This window comes from Bordetella bronchialis, from assembly GCF_001676705.1.
In the GTDB taxonomy this organism is placed as follows: Bacteria; Pseudomonadota; Gammaproteobacteria; order Burkholderiales; family Burkholderiaceae_B; genus Bordetella_C; species Bordetella_C bronchialis.
The window spans coordinates 5,380,488-5,401,393 of the sequence record NZ_CP016170.1; the positions used below are offsets into that span (position 1 = coordinate 5,380,488).

Genomic DNA, 20,906 nt, shown 5'->3' on the forward strand with positions numbered 1-20,906 from the left:
TCAGGCGCGCGGCGCCTTGTCCCATACCAGCGTGCGGATGTCCGGATAGGACTTCAGCACGCCCAGGTCGCGCGCCTGCTCGTAGAACAGGGTGATGGCCTGGGCGTGTTCCTCGCTGAAATAGCCGGGGACCTCGGAATTCCGGCTGAACCACCATTCGAAGAAATCCGGCTCCAGGCCGCTTTCCTTGCCGACGGCGCCGAAGACTTCCGCCTTGTTCGCCATGGCGTATTTGAGCGATTCGCGGAAGACGCGGCAGAACTCGATATAGGCCTCCGGCTGCTTGGACAGGCGCTCCGGATAGGCGATATTGACCGCGCTGACGAAGCGCGTCTTGAAGATCTCGTTGTTGTCGCGCGCCGTTTCGGCGATCAGGCGGTATTCGCCCGACTTCAGCGCCCGGTAGGCCTGGCTGTGGATCAGCGTGGCGGCGTCCAGCTTGCCCGAGGCCAGCGCGCCGGGCAGGTTGGGCGCCTGGATTTCCACCTGGCTGACATCGCCGCCTTCCAGCGCCATGTTCAGGCCGTATTTTTTCGTCAGGGCGATGCGGATCTGCGTATAGCCGGTCGAGCGCAGGCCATAGGAACCCAGGGTCTTGCCCTTCAGGTCCTGCGGCGTCTTCAGCGCACTGTCGCGCGGCACCCAGACGCCGGCGCCCTCGCCGGCCGGCGCGGCGCGCAGCGACGTCGCCAGCACGTTCAGCGACAACCCGCGCTGCACCGCGGCGGGCAGGCTGACCACCGCCGCCATGATGACGTCGTACTGCTTGGCCGAGGTGGCCTGTATCAGCTGCGGAATGGCCAGCGCGCGCGCCTGCACATCTATCGCCGAGGACGCCACCTTGCCGTTGCGCATCGCCCAGGTCACGACGTCGTAGGCGGGATCCAGCAGATAGGCGTAGGTGACGGTGGGGCGCTGTTGCGCCAGCACGGGCGCGGCGATGCCGTACAAGGCGGGCAGCGCGGCCATTTTCAGGATACTGCGACGATGCATGAGTAGGCTCCTAGGTCATCGCCGCCCGCGCATCGGCGGGCGCCGGCTCCATGCCGCGGAACAGGCCGGCCAGATGGCGGCGATGGGCCGCGAGCACGTCGTGGTCCGGACGGCGCGGCCGTGGAATATCGATGGTCATGGTTTCCAGCACGGCGGTCGGCTTGCCGGAAAACAGCACGATGCGGTCGGCCAGTTGCAGGGCTTCGTCGATGTCGTGGGTCACGAACACCACGGTCTTGCCGGTACGCTGCCAGATCTGTTCGATCTCGGCGCGCATGCGCTGGCGGGTGTTGGGGTCGAGCGCGGAAAACGGCTCGTCCATGAAGATGATTTGCGGATCCACCGCCAGGGCGCGCGCGATGGCCACGCGCTGGCGTTCGCCGCCGGACAGCGCCGAGGGATACTTGCCCGCGTCGGCGGCCAGGCCGACCATGGCCAGCAGGTCCAAGGCGCGCTGGCGGCGGCGCGCGCGTTCGTCCTTGCCCGCCTTGCCGAAGCGCAGTTCCGACGCCAGCAGGATGTTGTCCAGCACATTGCGCCAGGCCACCAGGCGGGGCGACTGGAAAACAAAGGCGATTTCCGGCCAGGCCTGGTCGGGGCCGCGTCCGGCGACGCTGACGTGCCCGCCGGCGATCGGCAGCAGCCCGCCCATGACCCTGAGCGAGGTCGATTTGCCGCAGCCCGACGGGCCCAGGATGCACAGGAACTCGCCCCGGCGGACCTGGAAGCTGAGCTTGTCGTAGATGCGTTGGCCGCCCAGCGCCACATCGACGTGATCGAACACGATGACGGGATCCTGCGCGGCTCCCTGGAGAGCGGGCATAGCGGCGGAAACGGCGGTGGACACGGCGGCGGGACAGGCAAATAGGTTTGGTATCCGCTTGGATACAAAACGCGCGCCCCGCACCTTACCAGGGATGCCCCGACGGCGCCAGGGGAGTTGTCCCTAGGCCGGTCGCGCGGCCGGCGCCGCCACGCCCGGCTAGCCGCCCTTGTTCAACAGGGCCTTGAGCATGCCAAGACGCTCTTTCGGGCTCATGGCGCGCGTGGCCTCGTCCTCCGGGAAGTTCGCGTCCCCCAGGCCCATTTCCTCGATGAAGCGGGAGGGTTCGCGCACCAGGTCTTCGCGCGCGCGCCGGCGCTTGCGGCACCAGCTCAGGTTCAGGCTGCGTTGCGCGCGCGTGATGCCCACGTACATCAGGCGCCGTTCCTCTTCGATGCGGATGGCCAGCGATTCGGCCGCGCGCGCGGGATCGCCTTCTTCGTCGTCCTTGCCCAGGTGCGGCAGCAGGCCCTCTTCGACACCCGCCATGTAGACGTGGGGATACTCCAGCCCCTTGGACGCGTGCAGCGTGGACAGCTTGACCGCATCGGGTTCTTCTTCCTCGCCGCGTTCCAGCATGGTCACCAGGGCGACATGCTGCACGAGCTCGAACAAGGTCATGCCGTCCTCGTCGGCCTTGCGCTTGAGCCAACCCGTCAGTTCCAGCACGTTCTGCCAGCGCGTCTGCGCCGGTTTCTCGTCGAACATGTCGTATAGATGGCGCTCGTACTGGATGGCCCCCAGCAGGTCGTCCAGCAGCACCCCCGCCGGTTCGGCCGAGGCCGGCTTGCTGCCATCGGGCGCGCCCCGTCCCGCCCGCCACTGCATGCGCTGGATGAATTGCGCGAAGGTCCGCAGCGACTCCAGCTGGCGCGGCTGCAGCAGCGCGTCCACGCCTTGTTCGAATACCGCCTCGAACAGGGGTATCTGCCGCTCGGCCGCATATTGGCCCAGGGTCTGCAGCGTCCCCTGGCCGATACCCCGCCGGGGCGTGGTCGCCGCGCGGATGAAGGCCGGGTCGTCCTGGTCATTGGCGATCAGGCGCAGATAGGCAAGGATGTCGCGGATCTCAGCCTTGTCGAAAAAGCTCTGGCCGCCGGCGATGGTGTAGGGAATCTTCAGGTTGCGCAGCGCCTGTTCCAGGATGCGCGCCTGGTGGTTGCTACGGTACAGGATGGCGTAGTCCTTCCACTGCCCCTGCCTTTCGAAGCGGGCGGCGGAAATCCGCATGGCGATGGATTCGGCTTCCGCCTCTTCGCCATCCATGGGCGTGATCACGATGGGTTCGCCCACGCCCAGGTCCGACCACAGCTTTTTCTCGAACAGCTTGGGGTTTTTTTCGATGACCTTGTTGGCCGCCGCCAGGATGCGCTGCACGGAGCGGTAGTTCTGCTCCAGCTTGATCAGTTTCAGGCCGGGATAGTCGGTGGTCAGCTTGGCCAGGTTTTCGATGGTGGCGCCGCGCCAGGCGTAGATGGCCTGGTCGTCGTCGCCCACCGCGGTAAACATCGCGCGGTCGCCGGTCAACAGTTGCACCAGCCGGTACTGGCACACATTGGTGTCCTGGTATTCGTCCACCAGCAGATAGCGCACGCGGTTCTGCCAGCGCGTGCGGACTTCTTCGTTGTGTTCCAGCAATAGGGCCGGAATGCGGATCAGGTCGTCGAAATCCACCGCCTGGTAGGCCGCCAGGGTCGCGGCATAGCTGCGGTACACGCGCGCGGCCTCGATCTCGGCCTTCGTGCTGGCCGCCGCGGCGGCGCCGTCCGGGTCCAGCAAGGCGTTCTTCCACAGGGAAATGGTGGTCTGCACCGTGCGCAGCCAGCCCTTGTCCGTCGTCGCCAGCAGCTCCTGGATAATGCCCATGGCATCGTCCGCGTCCAGGATGGAGAACTGCGGCTTCAGTCCGGCATGCCGCGCTTCTTCGCGCAAGAAGCGCACGCCCAGCGCGTGGAAGGTGCTGATGGTCAGGCCCTTGGCAAGCTTGCGGTCCACCAGGGTCTTGACGCGCTCGTCCATTTCGCGCGCCGCCTTGTTGGTGAAGGTCAGCGCCACGATATTGCGGCCCATGTAGCCGCATTCGCGCAACAGATAGGCGATCTTCTGCGTGATGACGCGGGTCTTGCCGCTGCCGGCCCCCGCCAGCACCAGGCAGGGGCCGCCCAGGTAAAGCACGGCTTCGCGTTGTGCGGGGTTCAATCCGGCGGGCAGGGAGTCGGACATGGGGAGCGATCAGATTTCCAGGGGGTCGACCTCGAGCTGCCAGCGGACGCGGGCAGCCGCGGGAAGATCGTGCAGCATCGCGGCCCACGTGGCCAGGAACGCCTGCAGCGCGGGACGGCTGGCGCTTTCCACCAGCAGTTGCGCACGCTCCATATTGGCCACGCGCACCACCCGCAACGGAACCGGATCGTAGCGCGTTACGGTGTCCGCCGTGGGAAAACAGGCCGCCATCTCGCCATCGGGCAGGTCGCGGGCCGCCTGCAGGAAGGCCAGGGCCTGGGGCAGTTCGCGCGCCTCCGCGGTAAGCAGCGCCTGGTGCGCGAACGGCGGCAGGCCCGTGCTTTCGCGCTCCGCCAGCGCGGGGCCGGCGAAGCCGGCGTAATCGTGGCGGAGCAGCGCCTGGTAGACGGGCTGTTCGGGATAGCCTGTTTGGATCAGCACCTGGCCCCCTTCGGTGTGACGGCCGGCACGGCCCGCCACCTGCATCAGCTGCGCGAACAATCTTTCCGGCGCCCGGAAATCGTGCGCGAACAGCATGGCATCGGCATTGAGCACGCCCACCAGGCCCAGCCTGGCGAAATCGTGGCCCTTGGCCACCATCTGCGTGCCGACCAGGATGTCGACTTCGCCGGCATGGACGCTGGCGAACAGGCTTTGCGCGCTGCCCTTGCGGCGCGTGCTGTCCGCGTCGATGCGCAGGATGCGCGCTTGCGGGAAGAGCTGCGCGAGATGTTCCTCGACGCGCTGCGTGCCGCGCCCCATGGGTTGCAGGTCCTGGTCGCCGCACTCCGGGCAGGCGCGCGGCACGCGCGCCTGGTAGCCGCAATGATGGCACTGCAGGATATGCCCGCCCGGCCCCGAACCGCGGTGCAGCACCGTGAAGGCCGTGCAGCGGGGGCAATGGCTGACCCAGGCGCACGATGCGCAATGCAGCACGGGCGCGTAGCCGCGCCGGTTCAGGAAGACCAGCGATTGCTCGCCCCGTTCCAGGCGCTGGCCGATCGCATCGAGCAACTGCGGGGACATGCCCTGCTTCATGGCCAGGCGCCGCGTATCGACCAGGCGCACCTCGGGCAGCCGGCTGGCCTTGGCGCGCGCCGACAGCGTCAACCGCAGGTAGCGTCCACGTTCCGCCTGCTGCCAGCTCTCCAGGGACGGCGTGGCGGAACCCAGCAGCACCGGGATGTCGCGATCGCGCGCCCGCCATATGGCCAGGTCGCGCGCCGAATAGCGCAAGCCGTCCTGCTGCTTGTAGGATGCGTCGTGCTCTTCGTCCACCACGATCAGGCCCAGCTCGGGCAAGGGCGCGAAGATGGACATGCGCGTGCCCAGCAGCACCCGCGCTTGCCCGCGCTGCGCGCGCACCCAGGCCTGCAGGCGTTCGCCGTCCGAAAGGCCGCTATGCAGCACCGCCAGCGATCCCGGCCCCGCGACAGCGTCCAGGCGGGCGCGCAGCACCGCCTCCAGCTGGGGCGTCAGATTGATTTCCGGCACCATCAGCAATACCTGGCGCCCTTGTGCCAGCACCGCGCGCGCCGCGCGCAGGTAGACCTCGGTCTTGCCGCTGCCCGTCACGCCGTGCAGCAGCACCGGCTTGAAGCCGCGCACTGCCTGGATCGCGGCCACCGCGGCTTCCTGCTCGGCGTTCAACACCGGTTCGCGCGGATCGATGTCCGTATCGTCGTCGGGCGCGGCCAGGGCCGCCGGCGGCGGATCGCCCGGCGCGACCGGCGTCGCCTTGCCCTGCTTTGCCTGTTTGGCGTCGAACCGCGCCACCGGCCCCGCGCCCGATCGCTTACCCTCGTAGGCGGACAGCTTGCGCAGGGGTGGCGGCAGCGCCGGCAGCATCACCTCGCCCAGCGGACGGTGATAGTAGGACGCGGCGAAGCGCGCCAGGCGCAGCCAGTCCGACGTAAACGGCGGCAGGTCGTCCAGCACCCGCTCGACGGGTTTGATATGGACAGGGTCGATGGCCGGTTCTTCGGGAACATCCGTCACGATGCCGACGAGACGGCGGCGGCCGAACGGGACGACGACCCGGGTGCCGGGCACGAGCGCCCCGCCATGGCTGTAGTCGAAAGGTCCCTGCAATGGGACATCCAGCGCGACCCGGATCCAGACACGTGCGGGCGCCGCCCTGTCGGACGCATCGCCGGTCGACGCACCGGCGATGGACGCATCGGCCGCCGAGGCTCCCTCCGCCACGGCGCTGTCGGCCTCGACCCGGCCCACCTGCGGCGCCGATGCCAGGCGCGACGCCACACCGGCCGCGGTATCGCCGACCGCCGTTCCGGCCAGGGGCCCCGTCCCCGCGACGGCGGTTCCGACGGGCGGAGCGAAGCCCGCTTTAGTCATCGCCATCGGTCGAATGCATGAGTTGGAGCCTTGCGGCATTTAAAGTGAATTCTCGAAGTTTTCGCTAAGCGCCTGTACTGCCTGCGAATGAAAATGTGGCCGGAACCGCCCTGTGGATAACTTTGGGGAAAAGCGCGGGGATTTTTAGAACCCGTCCCTTTACCACAGGACGGTCGCTCTGATAAGGAAAATCTGGAAATTAGTTTTCCGTGCAAAATCAAGGACTTGAAAGACAAATAGGAGAAGCACACAGAGGGCATCCCTGTCAAGCCGCACACCTTCGTTGCTGTGCACAAGTGCGCAAAACGGGGCCTGGAAGGCCTGCCGGAAGCACGTAGGAGCCCCCTAAAGCAACCACTCACTTCAGGCCGGAGCGGCGTGGAACGCGCGGCTATAGGCATGCACTTCATCGACCAGTTCGGCTACGGCATCCGGCGGAGTGAATTGCGAGATGCCGTGGCCCAGATTGAACACATGTCCGCCCCGGCCCACCGGCCCGAAATCGTCGATGACACGCCGCGCCTGTGCCCGCACCGCCGCGCCGCCCGCGAACAGGGCCATGGGGTCCAGGTTGCCTTGCAGCGCCACCGCATCGTTCACCCGGGCGCGTGCGCGACGCAGGTTCACCGTCCAGTCCACGCCCACGGCGTCGGCGCCGCAACCGGCGATGTCTTCCAGCCACAGGCCGCCGCCCTTGGTAAACACGATGGCGGGCACGCGGCGCCCGTCCCGCTCGCGCGTCAGGCCGTCGATGACCTGCCGCGTGTAGGCCAGCGAGTATTCCTGGAACAGCCCGTCGGCCAGGACACCGCCCCAGCTGTCGAACAGCATCACGGCCTGGGCGCCGGCGGCGATCTGCGCATTGAGATAGTCGGTGGTGGCCTGGGCATTCACCCGCAGCATCCGATGCATCAGGTCGGGGCGTCCATATGCCATGCTCTTGATCAGGCGGTAATCGTCGCTGCCCTTGCCTTCCACCATGTAACAGGCGATGGTCCAGGGGCTGCCCGCGAAGCCGATCAGCGGCACGCGCCCGTTCAGTTCGCGGCGGATCAGGGACACGGCGTCGAACACGTAGCGCAGGCTGTCCATATCGGGCGGCATCAATGCCGCGACGTCGGCCTCGGTGCGCACGGGCCGCTCGAAATGCGGCCCTTCCCCCGCGCGGAAGTCCAGCCCCAGGCCCATGGCATCGGGGATGGTCAGGATATCGGAGAACAGGATGGCCGCATCCAAGGGGTACCGCTCCAGGGGCTGCAATGTGACCTCGGCGGCATGGTCGGGGTTCTGTGCCAGTCCCAGGAACGATCCGGCCCGCGCCCGGGTGGCGTTGTATTCGGGCAGGTAGCGGCCGGCTTGCCGCATCAGCCACACCGGCGTATAGGGCACCGGCTGGCGCAGCAAGGCGCGCAGGAATACATCGTTTTGCAAAGGGACGGCGGACACGGCATTCCTTGAAAAATCCAAGCCGTCGATTTTACCCGCCGGGCCGTCCCGGCCGTACGGCCGCGCAGGGTTTGCCCGCCCGGGGACGGGTCGCGCGCGCCTGGGGCGGGCCCGTCCGCGCGGCGGATGGAGGCGCTCATTCGCCCGCATTCTTGTAGTCCTGGCGCGGCCGATAAGGTGCTGCATCGATATGGTGCTTGCGCATCAAGGCCCAGAATGCCCGCCGGTGCTTGGCCGACGCGCGCGCGGCGCGCGCCACGTTGCCGGCGTGGCGCGACAAGGCCGTGCGGACATAGTCGCGCTCGAAACTGTCCACCACACGTGACTTGGCGATGCGAAAGGGCTCGTCGGGATGCACGCGCGGCGCCGCCTGGATGGCGAGCAGGCTGCTATCGATGGCTTCCCGGGACAAGCGCGGCCGCGCGTCGCCGCGCGGCGCCCGGGCTTCGCAATGAAACAGCGACCGCCTGGCGGTGGCGGCCGCCGCCGCGACCGGCCAGGCGCCGGCGTCGCCATTCGGGTAATGCGTCGTCGGCTCTTGAAATGCCTGGCCCACCGCCGAGCCCGGGACGGCACCGGGCGCCGATGCGACGGCCGCACGCCGGTACGGGTCCATCGCGGCATCTTCCGGCACGCAGTGGCCCAAAGGCGCCGGGGCGCCGCGCGGGCCGCGATATCCCTGCGGCGGCCGCGCCCCATCAGCCGGCGGATATCCCTCGCCGCCCGCAGGCGGGCCACCGGCCCCCAGGCCTGCCTGCGCTTCGCTTCCGGCTGGACGGCGCCCCGCCACGCGGTCCACCCGCACACGCAGCTCTTCCGGGCACAAGGGATCGCGCACGAAATCGCACATGCCGAGCGCCAGCAGATCCTGGACGGCCGCCGCCTTGAGCCCGCGCGCCAGCCCGATCAGCGGCGTACGCAGGCCGCCCCTGGCGCAGGAAAGCGCGGTGCGCGTCCAGCCCAGGGTGTCGGGCGCAACGGGCAGCAGGCAGGCGTCGAAGCGGCACAGCGACATTGCGAGGCGCGCCAGCGACTGGGCGGCCGCCGGCGCCCCGGCATAGGCGCTAGCCGCGCCATTGGCGACGACGACCGGCGCGCCATCGTCCAGGTCGACCGCATGCAGCCTGACGCGCGCCATATGGCCCGCATGGCGCTGCATCCAGGTGTCCATCCAGCCGGCATGCGCCGGCACCATGAGCACGCCGCAATCTAGCGTTTCGCGCATCGCTACTCCTTCCTGTTTGGGGGAAGCAGCAAGCCTAGATAACGCCGTTTCGAGCGGCAATTCGCAAAGTCCACACTGCGGCTTATACGTAAGGGTAAGCGCGCAGGAACCGTCTCAAGCCTTGGCGCCCTCTGCCCAGGCGCGATGACGGGCTTCGATTTCCGCGATGCGGGCCGCCGCGGACTTGCGGCGGGCGAACCATAGGTAGAGTCCGCTGCCGAGCACGATGATGGTGATCACATCCAGCACGGCCCAGATGATCTTCAATGGCATGCCGGCATAGTCGCCGAAGTGCAGCGGCCGCGACACTTCCAGCGCGCGCAGGTACCACGGCATTTCCAGCGCCGCCGACAAGGCGCCCGAGCGCGCATCCACCAGCACGGGGCTGAACAGCCGCGACGTCAGCGCGGTGTCGCCATTGAGCCACAGGAAATAGTGATACGGGCTGCCGAACCGGTTGCCCGGGAAGGTCACCGTGTTCACCTTCATGCCGGGCTGGGCCTGCGCCGCGATCCGGTAGGCGGCATCCAGGGAGCTGAGTTCGCCCAGCTGGGGGGTCGACTGGCCCTGGTACGGTGCCAGCAGCGTCTGCATCGCCGTAGCTTGCCAGTACTTGAACATCGGCGTCGACAGCTCGTTGATGACGCCGGTGAACCCGACGACGAAGGCCCAGCCCAGGGTGACCACGCCCAGCAGGTTATGCAGGTCCAGCCATTTGATGCGCGCGGAGCGGTCGGCGCGCACGCTGCCGAAGGGAATCTTCTTCATATAGGGCGCGTAAAGCACCACCCCCGAGACCACGGCGACACAGAACAGCAGGCCCATGAATCCCAGGAAGAGCTCGCCCGCCAGGCCGGCGAACATGTCGACATGCAGGTGCAGCATGATCTCCATGAAGCCGTGCCCCTCCTGCTCGGCTGCCGGAAACTGCTTGAGCAGCTCCCCGGTGTGCGCGTCGAAGCGCAGGCGATGCGCCATGTCGTCATTGCCGGGCTGCGGATTCATGCCGATCAGGATCTGCGGATCCTCATCGTCGATGTACAGGAACTCGATGGATTCCTGGGGATACAGCCGCTTGCTCTCCGCCACCACGGCATCCAGGCTGACCCTCGGCGTGCCGGACGCGACCTCGGCATACGGCTTGGCGTCGTCCAGCCAGTGCTCGATTTCATGCGTGAAGATCAATGGCAGGCCGGTCAGGCACAGCATCAGCAGGAAAACGGTGCAGACCAGGCTGCTCCATTTGTGAATTTCAAACCAGGCCTTGAGGGACAGTTTCCCCATGCTGTCGAACTCCGTCCGCGTCGCGAAGTTAATAATAAGAATCTATCTCAATATTGTACCCATTTGTGCGCATCCGGTCGCAATGGTGCAAACGTGGTCCATATTCTTGGTGCTTTTCGCGCCCCTCCGGATAGACCATCATGGGCGGCATGAACCCGGCTGCCGCCAAGCGGGCCCGCAGTACAACGTCGCCCTTCCTAGGACCAGACCCGGCTTGCGGGCAGGCGGCCGCCTCCTTGCAAACCCATCCGCGTAGAGGACACACCATGAGCCAACGCCTGAACTACTACAAGCTGAGCGCCGAACTGGCCAAGAAGTACACCGAATTCAGCGTGGCGCTGAAAAAGCGCCCCGTCGTGGAGGAACTCGGCCACCTGGTGACACTGCGCGCATCGCAGATGAACGGCTGCGTGTTCTGCGTGGACATGCATGTCAAGGAGGGCCGCATCCATGGCGAGCGGGAGCTGCGCCAGCACCATGTGGCCATCTGGTGGGAATCGCCTTTGTTCATCGACCGGGAGAAGGCCGCGCTGGCCTGGACGGAGATCGTCACGCGGTTGCCGGCCCACGGTATTCCCGAAGAGGCCTACCAGCAGGCGCTCGCGCACTTCAGCGAAGAGGAGCTGTCCGACCTGACATTCCTGGTCGTCGGCATCAACGGCTGGAACCGCCTGGGCGTCGCCTTCCTGCCGGTCCCGGGCTCCGCGGACGAGCTGTATGGCCTGACCAAGGCCGGCCTGAAATAGGCAGACGCCCGCGTCCGCTGCACGGCAGCCAGGCGCCCGCCCGAATCCGGGAAAAAAAGGCCAGGCGATCGCCTGGCCTTTCTGTCTTCATCGCGGGAAAGTCCACGGACATTCCCGACCGCCGTATCGCGGTTGGCCGCGACGCCGCGGGAATCGCCCAGGGCCGCTCCGCACGGGACGGCAAGAGCGGCCGCGGCCCCGCCAGCAAGCGCCGGCGGGCATGCGCGCCTTAGTGGCGACGCCCCGGGGCGGCCCGCAGGCGACGCGCGGCAACCGCCTGCGCCGCCAGCATGGCGAGCTCCGCTTCCACCACGGCGATGTCCGCCTTGTCCTTGGCGTTGCGCAAGGCCTCTTCCGCCTTCTGGCGGGCAGCCTCGGCCTTGGCTTCGTCCAGGTCGGCCGCGCGTATGGCCGTATCGGCCAGCACGGTGACGCTGCCGGGCTGCACCTCCAGGATGCCGCCGGCGACAAAGACGTTCTCTTCGCTATTGTCCTCGCGGACGATCTTCAACGTACCCGGGCGGATTCGCGAGATCAGCGGGGTGTGGCCGGGCAGGATGCCCAGCTCGCCCGCTTCGCCAGGCAGAACCACGAACTTCGCCTCGCCGGTGAAGATCGCCGCTTCCGCGCTGACCACGTCGACATGCAGGGTAGCCATATCGGATCCTTATTGCAGTTTCTTGGCCTTCTCGAAGGCTTCGTCGATCGTGCCGACCATGTAGAAGGCCTGCTCCGGCAGGGCGTCGCATTCGCCGTTCACGATCATCTTGAAACCGCGGATGGTTTCGGCCAGCGGCACGTACTTGCCGGGCGAGCCCGTGAACACTTCGGCCACGTGGAAGGGCTGCGACAGGAAGCGCTGGATCTTCCGGGCGCGCGCCACGGCCAGCTTGTCCTCGGGCGAGAGTTCGTCCATGCCCAGGATCGCGATGATGTCGCGCAGTTCCTTGTAGCGCTGCAGCGTCTGCTGCACGCCACGGGCAACGGCGTAGTGCTCTTCGCCCACGACCTGCGGGTCCAGCTGGCGGCTGGTGGAATCCAGGGGATCCACGGCCGGGTAGATACCCAGGGCGGCGATGTCACGCGACAGCACGACGGTGGAGTCCAAGTGCTGGAAGGTCGTGGCGGGCGACGGGTCGGTCAAGTCATCCGCCGGCACGTACACGGCCTGGATGGAGGTAATGGAACCGGTCTTGGTGGACGTAATGCGTTCCTGCAGCTTGCCCATTTCCTCGGCCAGCGTGGGCTGGTAGCCCACCGCCGACGGCATACGGCCCAGCAGCGCGGACACTTCCGTACCGGCCAGCGTGTAGCGGTAGATGTTGTCGACGAAGAACAGGATGTCGCGGCCTTCGTCGCGGAACTTCTCGGCCATGGTCAGGCCGGTCAGGGCCACGCGCAGGCGGTTGCCCGGGGGCTCGTTCATCTGGCCGAACACCATCGCCACCTTGTCCAGCACGTTCGACTCTTCCATTTCGTGGTAGAAGTCGTTGCCTTCGCGGGTGCGCTCGCCGACGCCGGCGAACACCGACAGACCGCTATGCTGCTTGGCGATGTTGTTGATCAGCTCCATCATGTTCACGGTCTTGCCGACGCCGGCGCCACCGAACAGGCCCACCTTGCCGCCCTTGGCGAAGGGGCAGACCAGGTCGATAACCTTGATGCCGGTTTCGAGCAGTTCCACGGACGGCGACAGTTCGTCGAACTTGGGCGCTTCCTGGTGGATGGCACGCTTTTCTTCATGCTGGATGGCGCCGGCTTCGTCGATGGGACGGCCCAGCACGTCCATGATGCGGCCCAGCGTACCGGTACCGACGGGCACCGAGATGGGCGCGCCGGTGGCGGCGACGTTCATGCCGCGGCGCAGGCCGTCGCTGGAACCCAGCGCGATGGTACGCACCACGCCGTCGCCCAGCTGCTGCTGGACTTCGAAGGTCAGGCCTTTCTCGGCGAAGGCGTTGCCTTCTTCGGTCAGGGTAAGCGCCTCGTAGATCTTGGGCATTTGATCGCGGGGGAACTGAATATCCACCACGGCGCCGATGCACTGAACGATGGTTCCGTTGCTCATGTCGATTCCTTTGATAACTCTATGTCCTGTCAGGATGCTGCGTCCGTGACGCCGGGTACGATGTCCGGCCCGGCGTCAAACGGCGGCGGCGCCCCCCACGATTTCCGAAATTTCCTTGGTGATCGCGGCCTGGCGGGTCTTGTTGTAGACCAGTTGCAGATCGCCGATCACTTTCTTGGCGTTGTCCGAGGCGGCCTTCATGGCCACCATGCGGGCAGATTGTTCCGAGGCCATGTTTTCGGCCACGGCCTGGAACAGCACGCCTTCGACATAACGTTGCAGCAGATCGTCGATGACCGTGCGGGCGTCGGGTTCGTAGATGTAGTCCCAGCTGTATTCGCTCTTCAGTGCGGCGGTGGTTTCGCCGGCATGGAAGGGATCTTCCAGGTCGCCGCTGGGCAGCGGCAGCAGGCGCAGCATCACCGGCTCTTGCTTCATCGTGTTGACGAAGCGCGTGGTGGCGACATACAGCTCGTCGATACGACCGTCCAGGTAGGCATCCAGCTGCACCTTGATGGCGCCCAGCAGGCGATCCAGGTGGGGCTGGTCGCCCAGGCCGACTTCCTGCGACACCAGGTTTGCGCTGATACGGGTCAGCAGCCCCAGGCCCTTGTTGCCCAGCGCCGTGAACTGCACCTTGACGCCGCGCTCCTGGAATTCCTTGAGCTTGGCCAGCGTCACGCGCGAAACGTTGGTATTCAGGCCGCCGCACAGGCCCTTGTCGGTGGTCACCAGCACCACGCCAACCGCCTTGACCTGCTCGCGCTCGATCAGGTAGGGGTGGCTGTATTCCGGATTGGCCTGCATCAGGTGCGACGCGATGGCGCGCACCTTGGTGGCGTAGGGCCGGCCCGCGCGCATCCGTTCCTGCGCCTTGCGCATCTTGGACGCGGCGACCATTTCCATCGCCTTGGTGATCTTGCGCGTGTTCTGCACGCTCTTGATCTTGGTACGGATTTCCTTGATTCCGGGCATTGCGCTTTCCTGGTGAGACGGTCGGCGGTGGAGCCTTCACTCCATCCGCCCTGCAGGCCGGGCGCGCCCTAGGGCGCCCGCCGACCTCATCACAGTCAAAATGTCTTAAAAAGCACCGTGCTTCTTGAACTCCTGGATTTCCGAGGCCAGCACGGCTTCGTCGTCCTTCGAGAGTTCCTTGGTATCTTCGATGCGCTGGATCACTTCGGGCAGCTTGGACTTCAGGTGGTCCTTCAGCGCCTTTTCGAAAGCCAGCACCTGCGACACTTCGACGTCGTCCAGGTAGCCGTTGTTCACGGTGTACAGGCTGACGGCCAGTTCCCAGACCTGCAGCGGCTGGTACTGCGGCTGCTTCAGCAGTTCCACCACGCGCTTGCCGCGCTCCAGCTGGCGACGGGTGGCGTCGTCCAGGTCGGAGGCGAACTGCGCGAACGCGGCCAGTTCGCGGTACTGCGCCAGGTCGGTACGGATACCGCCGGACAGCTTCTTGATGACCTTGGTCTGGGCGGCACCGCCCACGCGCGACACCGAAATACCCGCGTTGATGGCGGGACGCACGCCGGCGTTGAACAGGTCGGTTTCCAGGAAGATCTGGCCGTCCGTGATCGAGATCACGTTGGTCGGAACGAACGCGGAAACGTCGCCCGCCTGCGTTTCGATGATGGGCAGCGCGGTCAGCGAACCGGTCTTGCCCTTCACGGCGCCATTAGTGAACTTCTCGACGTACTCTTCGTTGACGCGAGCGGCACGCTCCAGCAGGCGCGAGTGCAGGTAGAACACGTCGCCGGGATAGGCTTCGCGGCCCGGCGGACGGCGCAGCAGCAGCGAAACCTGGCGATAGGCCCAGGCCTGCTTGGTCAGGTCGTCATAAATGATCAGGGCATCTTCGCCGCGATCGCGGAAGTACTCGCCCATGGTGCAGCCGGCGTACGGGGCCAGGTACTGCATGGCCGCGGAATCCGACGCCGAGGCGGCGACGACGATGGTGTATTCCATCGCGCCGTGCTCTTCCAGCTTGCGCACCACGTTGTTGATCGTGGACGCCTTCTGGCCGATGGCGACGTAGACGCAGGTCACGCCCTTGCCCTTCTGGCTGATGATGGTGTCCACCGCGACGGCGGTCTTGCCGGTCTGGCGGTCGCCGATGATCAGCTCGCGCTGGCCACGGCCGATGGGCACCATGGAATCGATGGCCTTGATACCGGTCTGCACGGGCTGGGACACGGAACGGCGCGCGATCACGCCCGGCGCGACCTTTTCGATCACGTCGGTTTCCTTGGTATTGACCGGACCGCGGCCGTCGATGGGCTCGCCCAGCGTGTTGACCACGCGGCCCTTCAGTTCGGGACCGACCGGCACTTCCAGAATGCGGCCGGTCGTCTTGACCTGGTCGCCTTCCGACACGCCGGTGTAGTCGCCCAGAATCACGGCGCCGACGGAGTCGCGCTCCAGGTTCAGGGCCAGGCCGAAGGTGTTATTGGGGAATTCGAGCATTTCGCCCTGCATCACGTCGGACAGGCCGTGGATGCGGGTGATACCGTCGGTCACGGAAACGACCGTGCCCTGCGTACGGATATCGGTCGAAGCGCCCAGGCCCTCGATGCGGCTCTTGAGCAGTTCGCTGATCTCGGAGGGATTGAGTTGCATGTTCAGACTCCTGGAATCCTGTTAGTCGCGTGGCGATGGGCTTATGCCGCCAGCGTGTCGCGCATGCGGGCCAATTGGGCTTGCACGGATGTATCGAGTACCTGGTCGCCGACAGCCACCCGCACCCCGCCGATAAGGGAGGGATCGATGGTGACGTGGGGCTTGAGCTTGAGGCCGAACTTCAGTTCCAGGGCGCTCAGCAAGTCCTTGACCTGTTCGGGCGTCATCTCGAACGCGCTGGTGATGTTGGCCTGCGCCGTGCCTTCGTGGCGGTTCTTCAGCGCCAGGAACTGCTCGGCGATTTCGGGCAGCAACAACAGGCGGCCGTTTTCGACCAGCACGTCGATGAAGTTGCGGGCGGCTTGCGGCACCTCGCCCTTGAGCAAGGCGGCGAAGGTCTGCGCACGCTCGTCGTCCCCCAGGCGGGGATCGGACATGGCCTCACGGACGTCCGCGTTGGCGGCGACCTGGGCCATTTGATTCACCAGGCCGGCCCAGAGGTCCAGCCCGGCCTTGTCGTCGCGCGCGGCGGCGAACAAGGCTTCGGCATAAGGCCGGGCGACAGTCGATAGTTCAGCCATGACGTTTCCGGATTAAAGCTGGGCCTTGAGCTGGGTGAGCAGCTCGGCATGGGCGCGGGCGTCGATCTCGCGCCGCAGGATCTGCTCGGCACCCTTGACCGCCAGCGCGGCGACTTCGTCGCGCAGGTTGTCGCGCGCGCGCTGCACTTCCAGCTCGGCGTCCTGCCTGGCTTGCGCAACGATGCGGGCCCGTTCGGCCTCGGCTTCGCGGCGAGCTTGCTCGAGCAGCTGGGCGGCCTGCTTTTCGGCTTCCACCATGCGCGCGTGGTTTTCAGACTTGGCAGAAGCCTCGATCAGACTGATGCGCGCCTGCGCCTGGGCGAGGTCGGCCTTGCCCTTTTCAGCCGCGGCCAGGCCGTCGGCGATTTTCTGGCGGCGCTCATCCATCGCCTTCGTCAGGGGCGGCCACACGAATTTCATCGTGAACCAGCCCAGAACGAAGAACACGAGCATCTGGAAAAAGATCGTCGCGTTCAGATTCACGGTCGTTTCCCTTTAACACCTTAAGGCTCGGGCGTTTCCTGGGAAACGCCACCGAGCACTCGATACCAGCTGGCGGCAACGCGCGCATGGAAGCCCGGATGGGGCCTGACAGCACGCGCCCCGCGCCACCACCAGCTTATTCGACCCGCCGGCGTGCCGGCGGGCATGCGCCATTAACCGACGAACGGGTTGGCGAACGCGAACAGCATCGCGATACCGACGCCGATCAGGAACGCGGCGTCGATCAGGCCAGCCAGCAGGAACATCTTGGTTTGCAGGGCGTTCATCAGTTCAGGCTGACGAGCCGAAGCTTCCAGATATTTGCCCCCCATCAGCGCGATACCGATGCAAGCGCCGATAGCGCCCAGACCGATGATGAGACCGCAGGCGAGAGCAACGAAAGCTACGTTGGTCATGACAACTCCTTGTTGAGAAATCTGAATGTCAAGAGATTGGAAGTGGAACAGCGCTATGCAAGAAAATCTTGCGTCCCGGCGCGGGCCGGAACCCGCGCCGAAAAACCGGTCAATGTCCTTCGTGGGCCTGGCCGATATAGACCAGCGTCAGCATCATGAAGATAAAGCCCTGCAGCAGCACGATCAGGATGTGGAAGATCGCCCAGATCGAACCCGCCAGCAGTTGGCCGATGCCCAGCCCGATGCTGGTGCCGTTGAAGCCCGTCCACGCACCGCCCAGCAGGGCGATCAGCATGAAGATGAGTTCGCCGGCGAACATGTTGCCGAACAACCGCATGCCCAGCGACACGGACTTGGCGGCGTATTCGATGATGTTCAGCAGCAGGTTGAAGGGGAACAGCAGCACGGCGGCGATGCCATGCGCATGGAAAGGCGCGCTGACCAGTTCCTTGACGAAGCCGCCCGGGTGCTTGATTTTCAGGCCGTAGTAGAACATCAGCAGCAGCACGCCCAGCGACATACCCATCGGCACGTTCAGGTCGGCCGTCGGCAGGATACGGTGGTAGTACAGCAGGTCGCCATGGTGGGCGCCCCAGCCCGTCCAGCGCAGGATGGTGGCCAGCAGATCGACCGGCACCAGGTCCAGCGCGTTCATCATGACGATCCACAGGAAGACCGTCAGCGCCAGCGGCGAAACGAAACGGCGCGAGACTTCGTTCGGCACGATGGACTTGGCCTGCTCTTCGACCATGTCCACCAGGGATTCCACGAACATCTGGAAACGGCCCGGCACGCCAGTGGTGGCCTTGCGGGCGGCGCGCCACAGGAAGAACACCACGACCAGGCCCATCAGGATGGACCAGAACAGGGAGTCGTAGTTGATGACATCGAAATTGGCGATCGCGGTTTGCTTTTCGCCAATATTGTTGAAGTGCACCAGATGATGCTGGATGTACTCCGACTGGGGCGACACGTCGCTGGCAGCAGCCATTTATTTCCTACCCTGTTTGCTGTCGCTGGCGCGTCACGCCAGCCATTTAGAACGATTAGAAGCGTCGCTACGACAACTTGCCGAACATCAAGAGCAGCACATATCCCTTGAGCGTGCAGATCAGGCCGATAAGCATGGCAGGCCAGACGATCGCGTCGCCACCGAGGCGCACCGCCAGCCACAACAGCAGCACCGTCGCGGCAAGCTTGAATGCCTCGCCCAGGAAGAACGTGAACGGATTGGTTCGGCCCGGCCGGTTCGAGTCCAGCAGCAGCCGTAGCGCAAACAAAGTGTTTGGCACTAGATACGCCCCCGCCCCCACCAGCGCCGACAAGCCCGCCGACGTCCCCGCAATCACCCACGCCCCGACTGTGGCCAGTACCGCCATGACGCATTGCGCCAGAACGGCCCTTGCCAGCCCGCGACGGGTTCCGGCACGCAATGCGGTTTTTTCTTCCGCACCGAGCACCAGCCGCGACTCCCCATCCGACCGCTCGGGCGAAGGCAAGCCTTTGGAATCATCGATGAATTCCGTCAACCCCACACCCAATCATCAGATGCTGCCCGGCTCGCTGAACAACGGCTCTACCGCCCGCTCATCAACCTGCCCAACCGCCGTTTGCTGCCTAGTTGCTGCCTCTTTGTTGCCTCGTGTTTGCCTGGCTCCAGCCTGGTTTCCTACCGGGATCCCACGCCGCCTGCCGACCGGCTACCGACTGCTTACTCACCTGCTTAACCCACCGCCACGCAGTCCACATCCGCCCGGCGCGAACCGCCGTGCCGCGATGTTATCCCGCAAGCGTCAAACTATTGGAGTATAGCTGGAATCCGAGGCGACCCGCAAATCGGCCAGGCTGACAACTCGCTGAGTGCGGAGGGTACCATGGCGCCGGCACAACACCGGGCCGGACGCCCCGCCATCCCGCCCCGCGTCGCCCGGCTGCCGGGTCGCCGGTCAGCCCGCCCGCGGGTCGCCTCCGGAAAGGCGGGCCGCAAAAAAGGGCGCTTCCGCGCCCCTTGCGGCTCCGCCGCCGGCCGCCCTTCCCGGGCGGCCGGCCGGATCAGTTGTCCTGAACCGGAGGCGGCGCCCATTGCTGGTCCAGGGCAATGTCGCGCGGCCAGTACAACCGCATGTTGAGCATGAACGGACCGGACTCCGGCGCCGGCAGCCAGTTGGCCTGCCGCTCCCCGCGGGGCGCGCGCCGCTGGATATAGATGTCCAGCGAACCGTCGGCGTTGTAGCGCAGGTTGTCGGTGCTGCGGATCGCGTAGCGGCGCGCCTGGTTTTCGACGAAGGTCTGGTTGGGCCCGTACAGGTTCAGCGACCAGAACGCGTTGGCCGGCGGCAGCTGGCCCTTGTCGAAGTGCAGCACGTAGTCGTCGTCCGCGGTCAGGAGATCGCCGTCCGAATCGATCAGCGTCACGGGATACAGGATGTCCTCCGGCAAGCCGGCGCCCAGCCCCGCGTAGGCCACCGCGGCCCGGCGCAGATAGTTGGTGCCATAGGTGCCGATGCCGCCGGTTACGGTATTCCAGCCGTTCATGCCCGACCCCAGCCGAGACACGTAGTCGGCGATGCGGCGGCCGGCTTCCGGCCCGGCCTGGGTCAGTGCCTGCTGCACGGCGGGATCCAGCTGCGAGAAAGCCACCGGCGCCGTGGTGCCCAGGCCGATGCGGCGCAGGCGGTCCAGCATGGGGTAGTCGTTGGCATGGGGCGGATTGTTGCGTACGGCGTCCGCGAACAGGCCGAAGAAGGTCGCGGCATCCATGCCGGCCACCTGCTCCACCGGCGGCGCGGCGCTGGGCGCGACCTGGGTGGTGGGCGTATAGGCGGGCGTCATGGGCATGGCCGGGCCCGGACGCGCGCCCGGCGGCAACGGACGCATGGGCGTCAGCGAGCCGGGCGGCGTGCGCCCACCCGGCACGGGCGGGGCCGGCGGCGCCACATAAGGTGTCACGCCGATATTGGCCTGCCATTGATTCACGGCGGGATAGTCGGCCTGGCCACGCGTCTGCACGTGGCCGACCACCCAGCCCATGGAAGTCGGGCTGCGCACCACGTCGATACCCGGGGGCAAAGTGCCGTTCCAATACGGCCCGACGATGGCGAAGGCCTGCGGGCCGTTGCCGTTGGTACGGGTGCCGCGCGACGCGAAGACGTCCGTCCACATATCCATCAGCGACAGGACGTAGAAGCGGTCCCCCGCATCCGGCACGCGAACGATCAGCGGCCCGTTGCTGACGTCGTACCACATGCTGGAATACAGGGTGTCCGTGTTCGGCCAGCGGGCGTTGGGCGTTTGCGCGTCGGGGAAGGCGGTCTTGTGACCGAATTGGTTCATGGGGGCCTTGCCGTCCGCCGGCGACGACACGCTGGTGGTGTTGCGGCGGGTCAGCTCCATCAACACCATGGGATAGGCGTAGATATACGCGTCGACGGCGGCGTCGTGCAGTTCGGCGGCCGACATGGGCGCCGAGGGAACCGACGCCGGGACGGGGGCGACGGGTTGGGTCGTCATGCGCAAGGTGGGTTGGGGGGCTTGCGCGGATGCGATGCCGCTGACGCCGAAAATGCAGGCCAGGGCGGCCAGCCGCCATTTACCGGAATGGGAGGCAATGGGCATGGAGAGGCTCCTTTGTTGTTGCCGGG

The 20,906-nt window shown here is 66.2% G+C and carries 18 protein-coding genes; 1 reads left to right on the top strand and 17 read right to left on the bottom strand.

Annotated features, from left to right (window positions below):
• The 7 genes from BAU06_RS23590 to BAU06_RS23620 all read right to left on the bottom strand — a co-directional run bounded on the left by BAU06_RS23590 (position 1) and on the right by BAU06_RS23620 (position 10,349).
• A complete protein-coding gene (locus tag BAU06_RS23590) occupies positions 1-993 on the bottom strand; it encodes an ABC transporter substrate-binding protein (RefSeq protein WP_066356362.1) in 993 nt (330 codons plus the stop codon).
• A 10-nt stretch (positions 994-1,003) separates the two neighbouring features.
• Complete coding sequence (locus BAU06_RS23595) at positions 1,004-1,816, bottom strand: ABC transporter ATP-binding protein (protein ID WP_156770317.1); 813 nt, start codon at positions 1,814-1,816, stop codon at positions 1,004-1,006.
• A 159-nt stretch (positions 1,817-1,975) separates the two neighbouring features.
• The gene (locus BAU06_RS23600) at positions 1,976-4,039 is read right to left on the bottom strand and encodes a UvrD-helicase domain-containing protein (RefSeq protein ID WP_066356369.1); all 2,064 of its coding nucleotides are present in this window, start codon (positions 4,037-4,039) and stop codon (positions 1,976-1,978) included.
• Positions 4,040-4,048: 9 nt separating this feature from the next.
• Positions 4,049-6,211 (bottom strand): primosomal protein N', encoded by a 2,163-nt coding sequence (locus BAU06_RS23605; protein ID WP_156770434.1) that lies wholly within the window; start codon positions 6,209-6,211, stop codon positions 4,049-4,051.
• 546 nt (positions 6,212-6,757) lie between these two features.
• Positions 6,758-7,840: a uroporphyrinogen decarboxylase gene (hemE, locus tag BAU06_RS23610; RefSeq protein ID WP_066356370.1), complete on the bottom strand. Its 1,083-nt coding sequence runs from the start codon at positions 7,838-7,840 to the stop codon at positions 6,758-6,760.
• Positions 7,841-7,976: 136 nt separating this feature from the next.
• Entirely contained in the window at positions 7,977-9,125 is a 1,149-nt protein-coding gene (locus BAU06_RS27170) for a hypothetical protein (RefSeq protein ID WP_231933949.1), read from the bottom strand.
• Positions 9,126-9,179: 54 nt separating this feature from the next.
• Positions 9,180-10,349, bottom strand: a complete 1,170-nt coding sequence (locus BAU06_RS23620; protein WP_066356372.1) for a PepSY-associated TM helix domain-containing protein — start codon at positions 10,347-10,349, stop codon at positions 9,180-9,182.
• A 266-nt stretch (positions 10,350-10,615) separates the two neighbouring features.
• On the opposite strand from BAU06_RS23620, the gene BAU06_RS23625 reads away from it, so the two are divergent.
• On the top strand, positions 10,616-11,095 hold the full coding sequence (locus tag BAU06_RS23625) for a carboxymuconolactone decarboxylase family protein (RefSeq protein WP_066356373.1): 480 nt from the start codon (positions 10,616-10,618) through the stop codon (positions 11,093-11,095).
• A 229-nt stretch (positions 11,096-11,324) separates the two neighbouring features.
• Here the strand turns inward: BAU06_RS23625 and BAU06_RS23630 are convergent, their stop codons facing one another.
• From BAU06_RS23630 to BAU06_RS23675, 10 genes are all read right to left on the bottom strand, one after another.
• A complete protein-coding gene (locus BAU06_RS23630) occupies positions 11,325-11,753 on the bottom strand; it encodes a F0F1 ATP synthase subunit epsilon (RefSeq protein ID WP_066356374.1) in 429 nt (142 codons plus the stop codon).
• A 9-nt stretch (positions 11,754-11,762) separates the two neighbouring features.
• Positions 11,763-13,163 (bottom strand): F0F1 ATP synthase subunit beta, encoded by a 1,401-nt coding sequence (gene atpD, locus BAU06_RS23635; RefSeq protein WP_066356376.1) that lies wholly within the window; start codon positions 13,161-13,163, stop codon positions 11,763-11,765.
• A 75-nt stretch (positions 13,164-13,238) separates the two neighbouring features.
• Positions 13,239-14,138, bottom strand: coding sequence for a F0F1 ATP synthase subunit gamma (gene atpG, locus BAU06_RS23640; RefSeq protein WP_066356378.1), 900 nt, complete (start codon positions 14,136-14,138; stop codon positions 13,239-13,241).
• Positions 14,139-14,243: 105 nt separating this feature from the next.
• Positions 14,244-15,785, bottom strand: a complete 1,542-nt coding sequence (gene atpA / locus BAU06_RS23645) for a F0F1 ATP synthase subunit alpha (RefSeq protein WP_066356379.1) — start codon at positions 15,783-15,785, stop codon at positions 14,244-14,246.
• 41 nt (positions 15,786-15,826) lie between these two features.
• Positions 15,827-16,366, bottom strand: a complete 540-nt coding sequence (locus BAU06_RS23650; protein WP_066356380.1) for a F0F1 ATP synthase subunit delta — start codon at positions 16,364-16,366, stop codon at positions 15,827-15,829.
• Positions 16,367-16,378: 12 nt separating this feature from the next.
• Positions 16,379-16,849: a F0F1 ATP synthase subunit B gene (locus tag BAU06_RS23655; protein WP_066356384.1), complete on the bottom strand. Its 471-nt coding sequence runs from the start codon at positions 16,847-16,849 to the stop codon at positions 16,379-16,381.
• 173 nt (positions 16,850-17,022) lie between these two features.
• Positions 17,023-17,265, bottom strand: a complete 243-nt coding sequence (atpE, locus tag BAU06_RS23660) for a F0F1 ATP synthase subunit C (protein WP_003815363.1) — start codon at positions 17,263-17,265, stop codon at positions 17,023-17,025.
• Between the two features lie 109 nt (positions 17,266-17,374).
• Positions 17,375-18,256 carry a F0F1 ATP synthase subunit A gene (gene atpB / locus BAU06_RS23665; protein WP_066356386.1) on the bottom strand — a complete coding sequence of 294 codons (882 nt, stop codon included), beginning with the start codon at positions 18,254-18,256 and terminating at the stop codon, positions 17,375-17,377.
• Positions 18,257-18,323: 67 nt separating this feature from the next.
• Complete coding sequence (locus BAU06_RS23670) at positions 18,324-18,794, bottom strand: ATP synthase subunit I (RefSeq protein WP_231933950.1); 471 nt, start codon at positions 18,792-18,794, stop codon at positions 18,324-18,326.
• A 523-nt stretch (positions 18,795-19,317) separates the two neighbouring features.
• Positions 19,318-20,880 carry a DUF1254 domain-containing protein gene (locus BAU06_RS23675; protein WP_066356389.1) on the bottom strand — a complete coding sequence of 521 codons (1,563 nt, stop codon included), beginning with the start codon at positions 20,878-20,880 and terminating at the stop codon, positions 19,318-19,320.
• Positions 20,881-20,906: the final 26 nt, after the last annotated feature.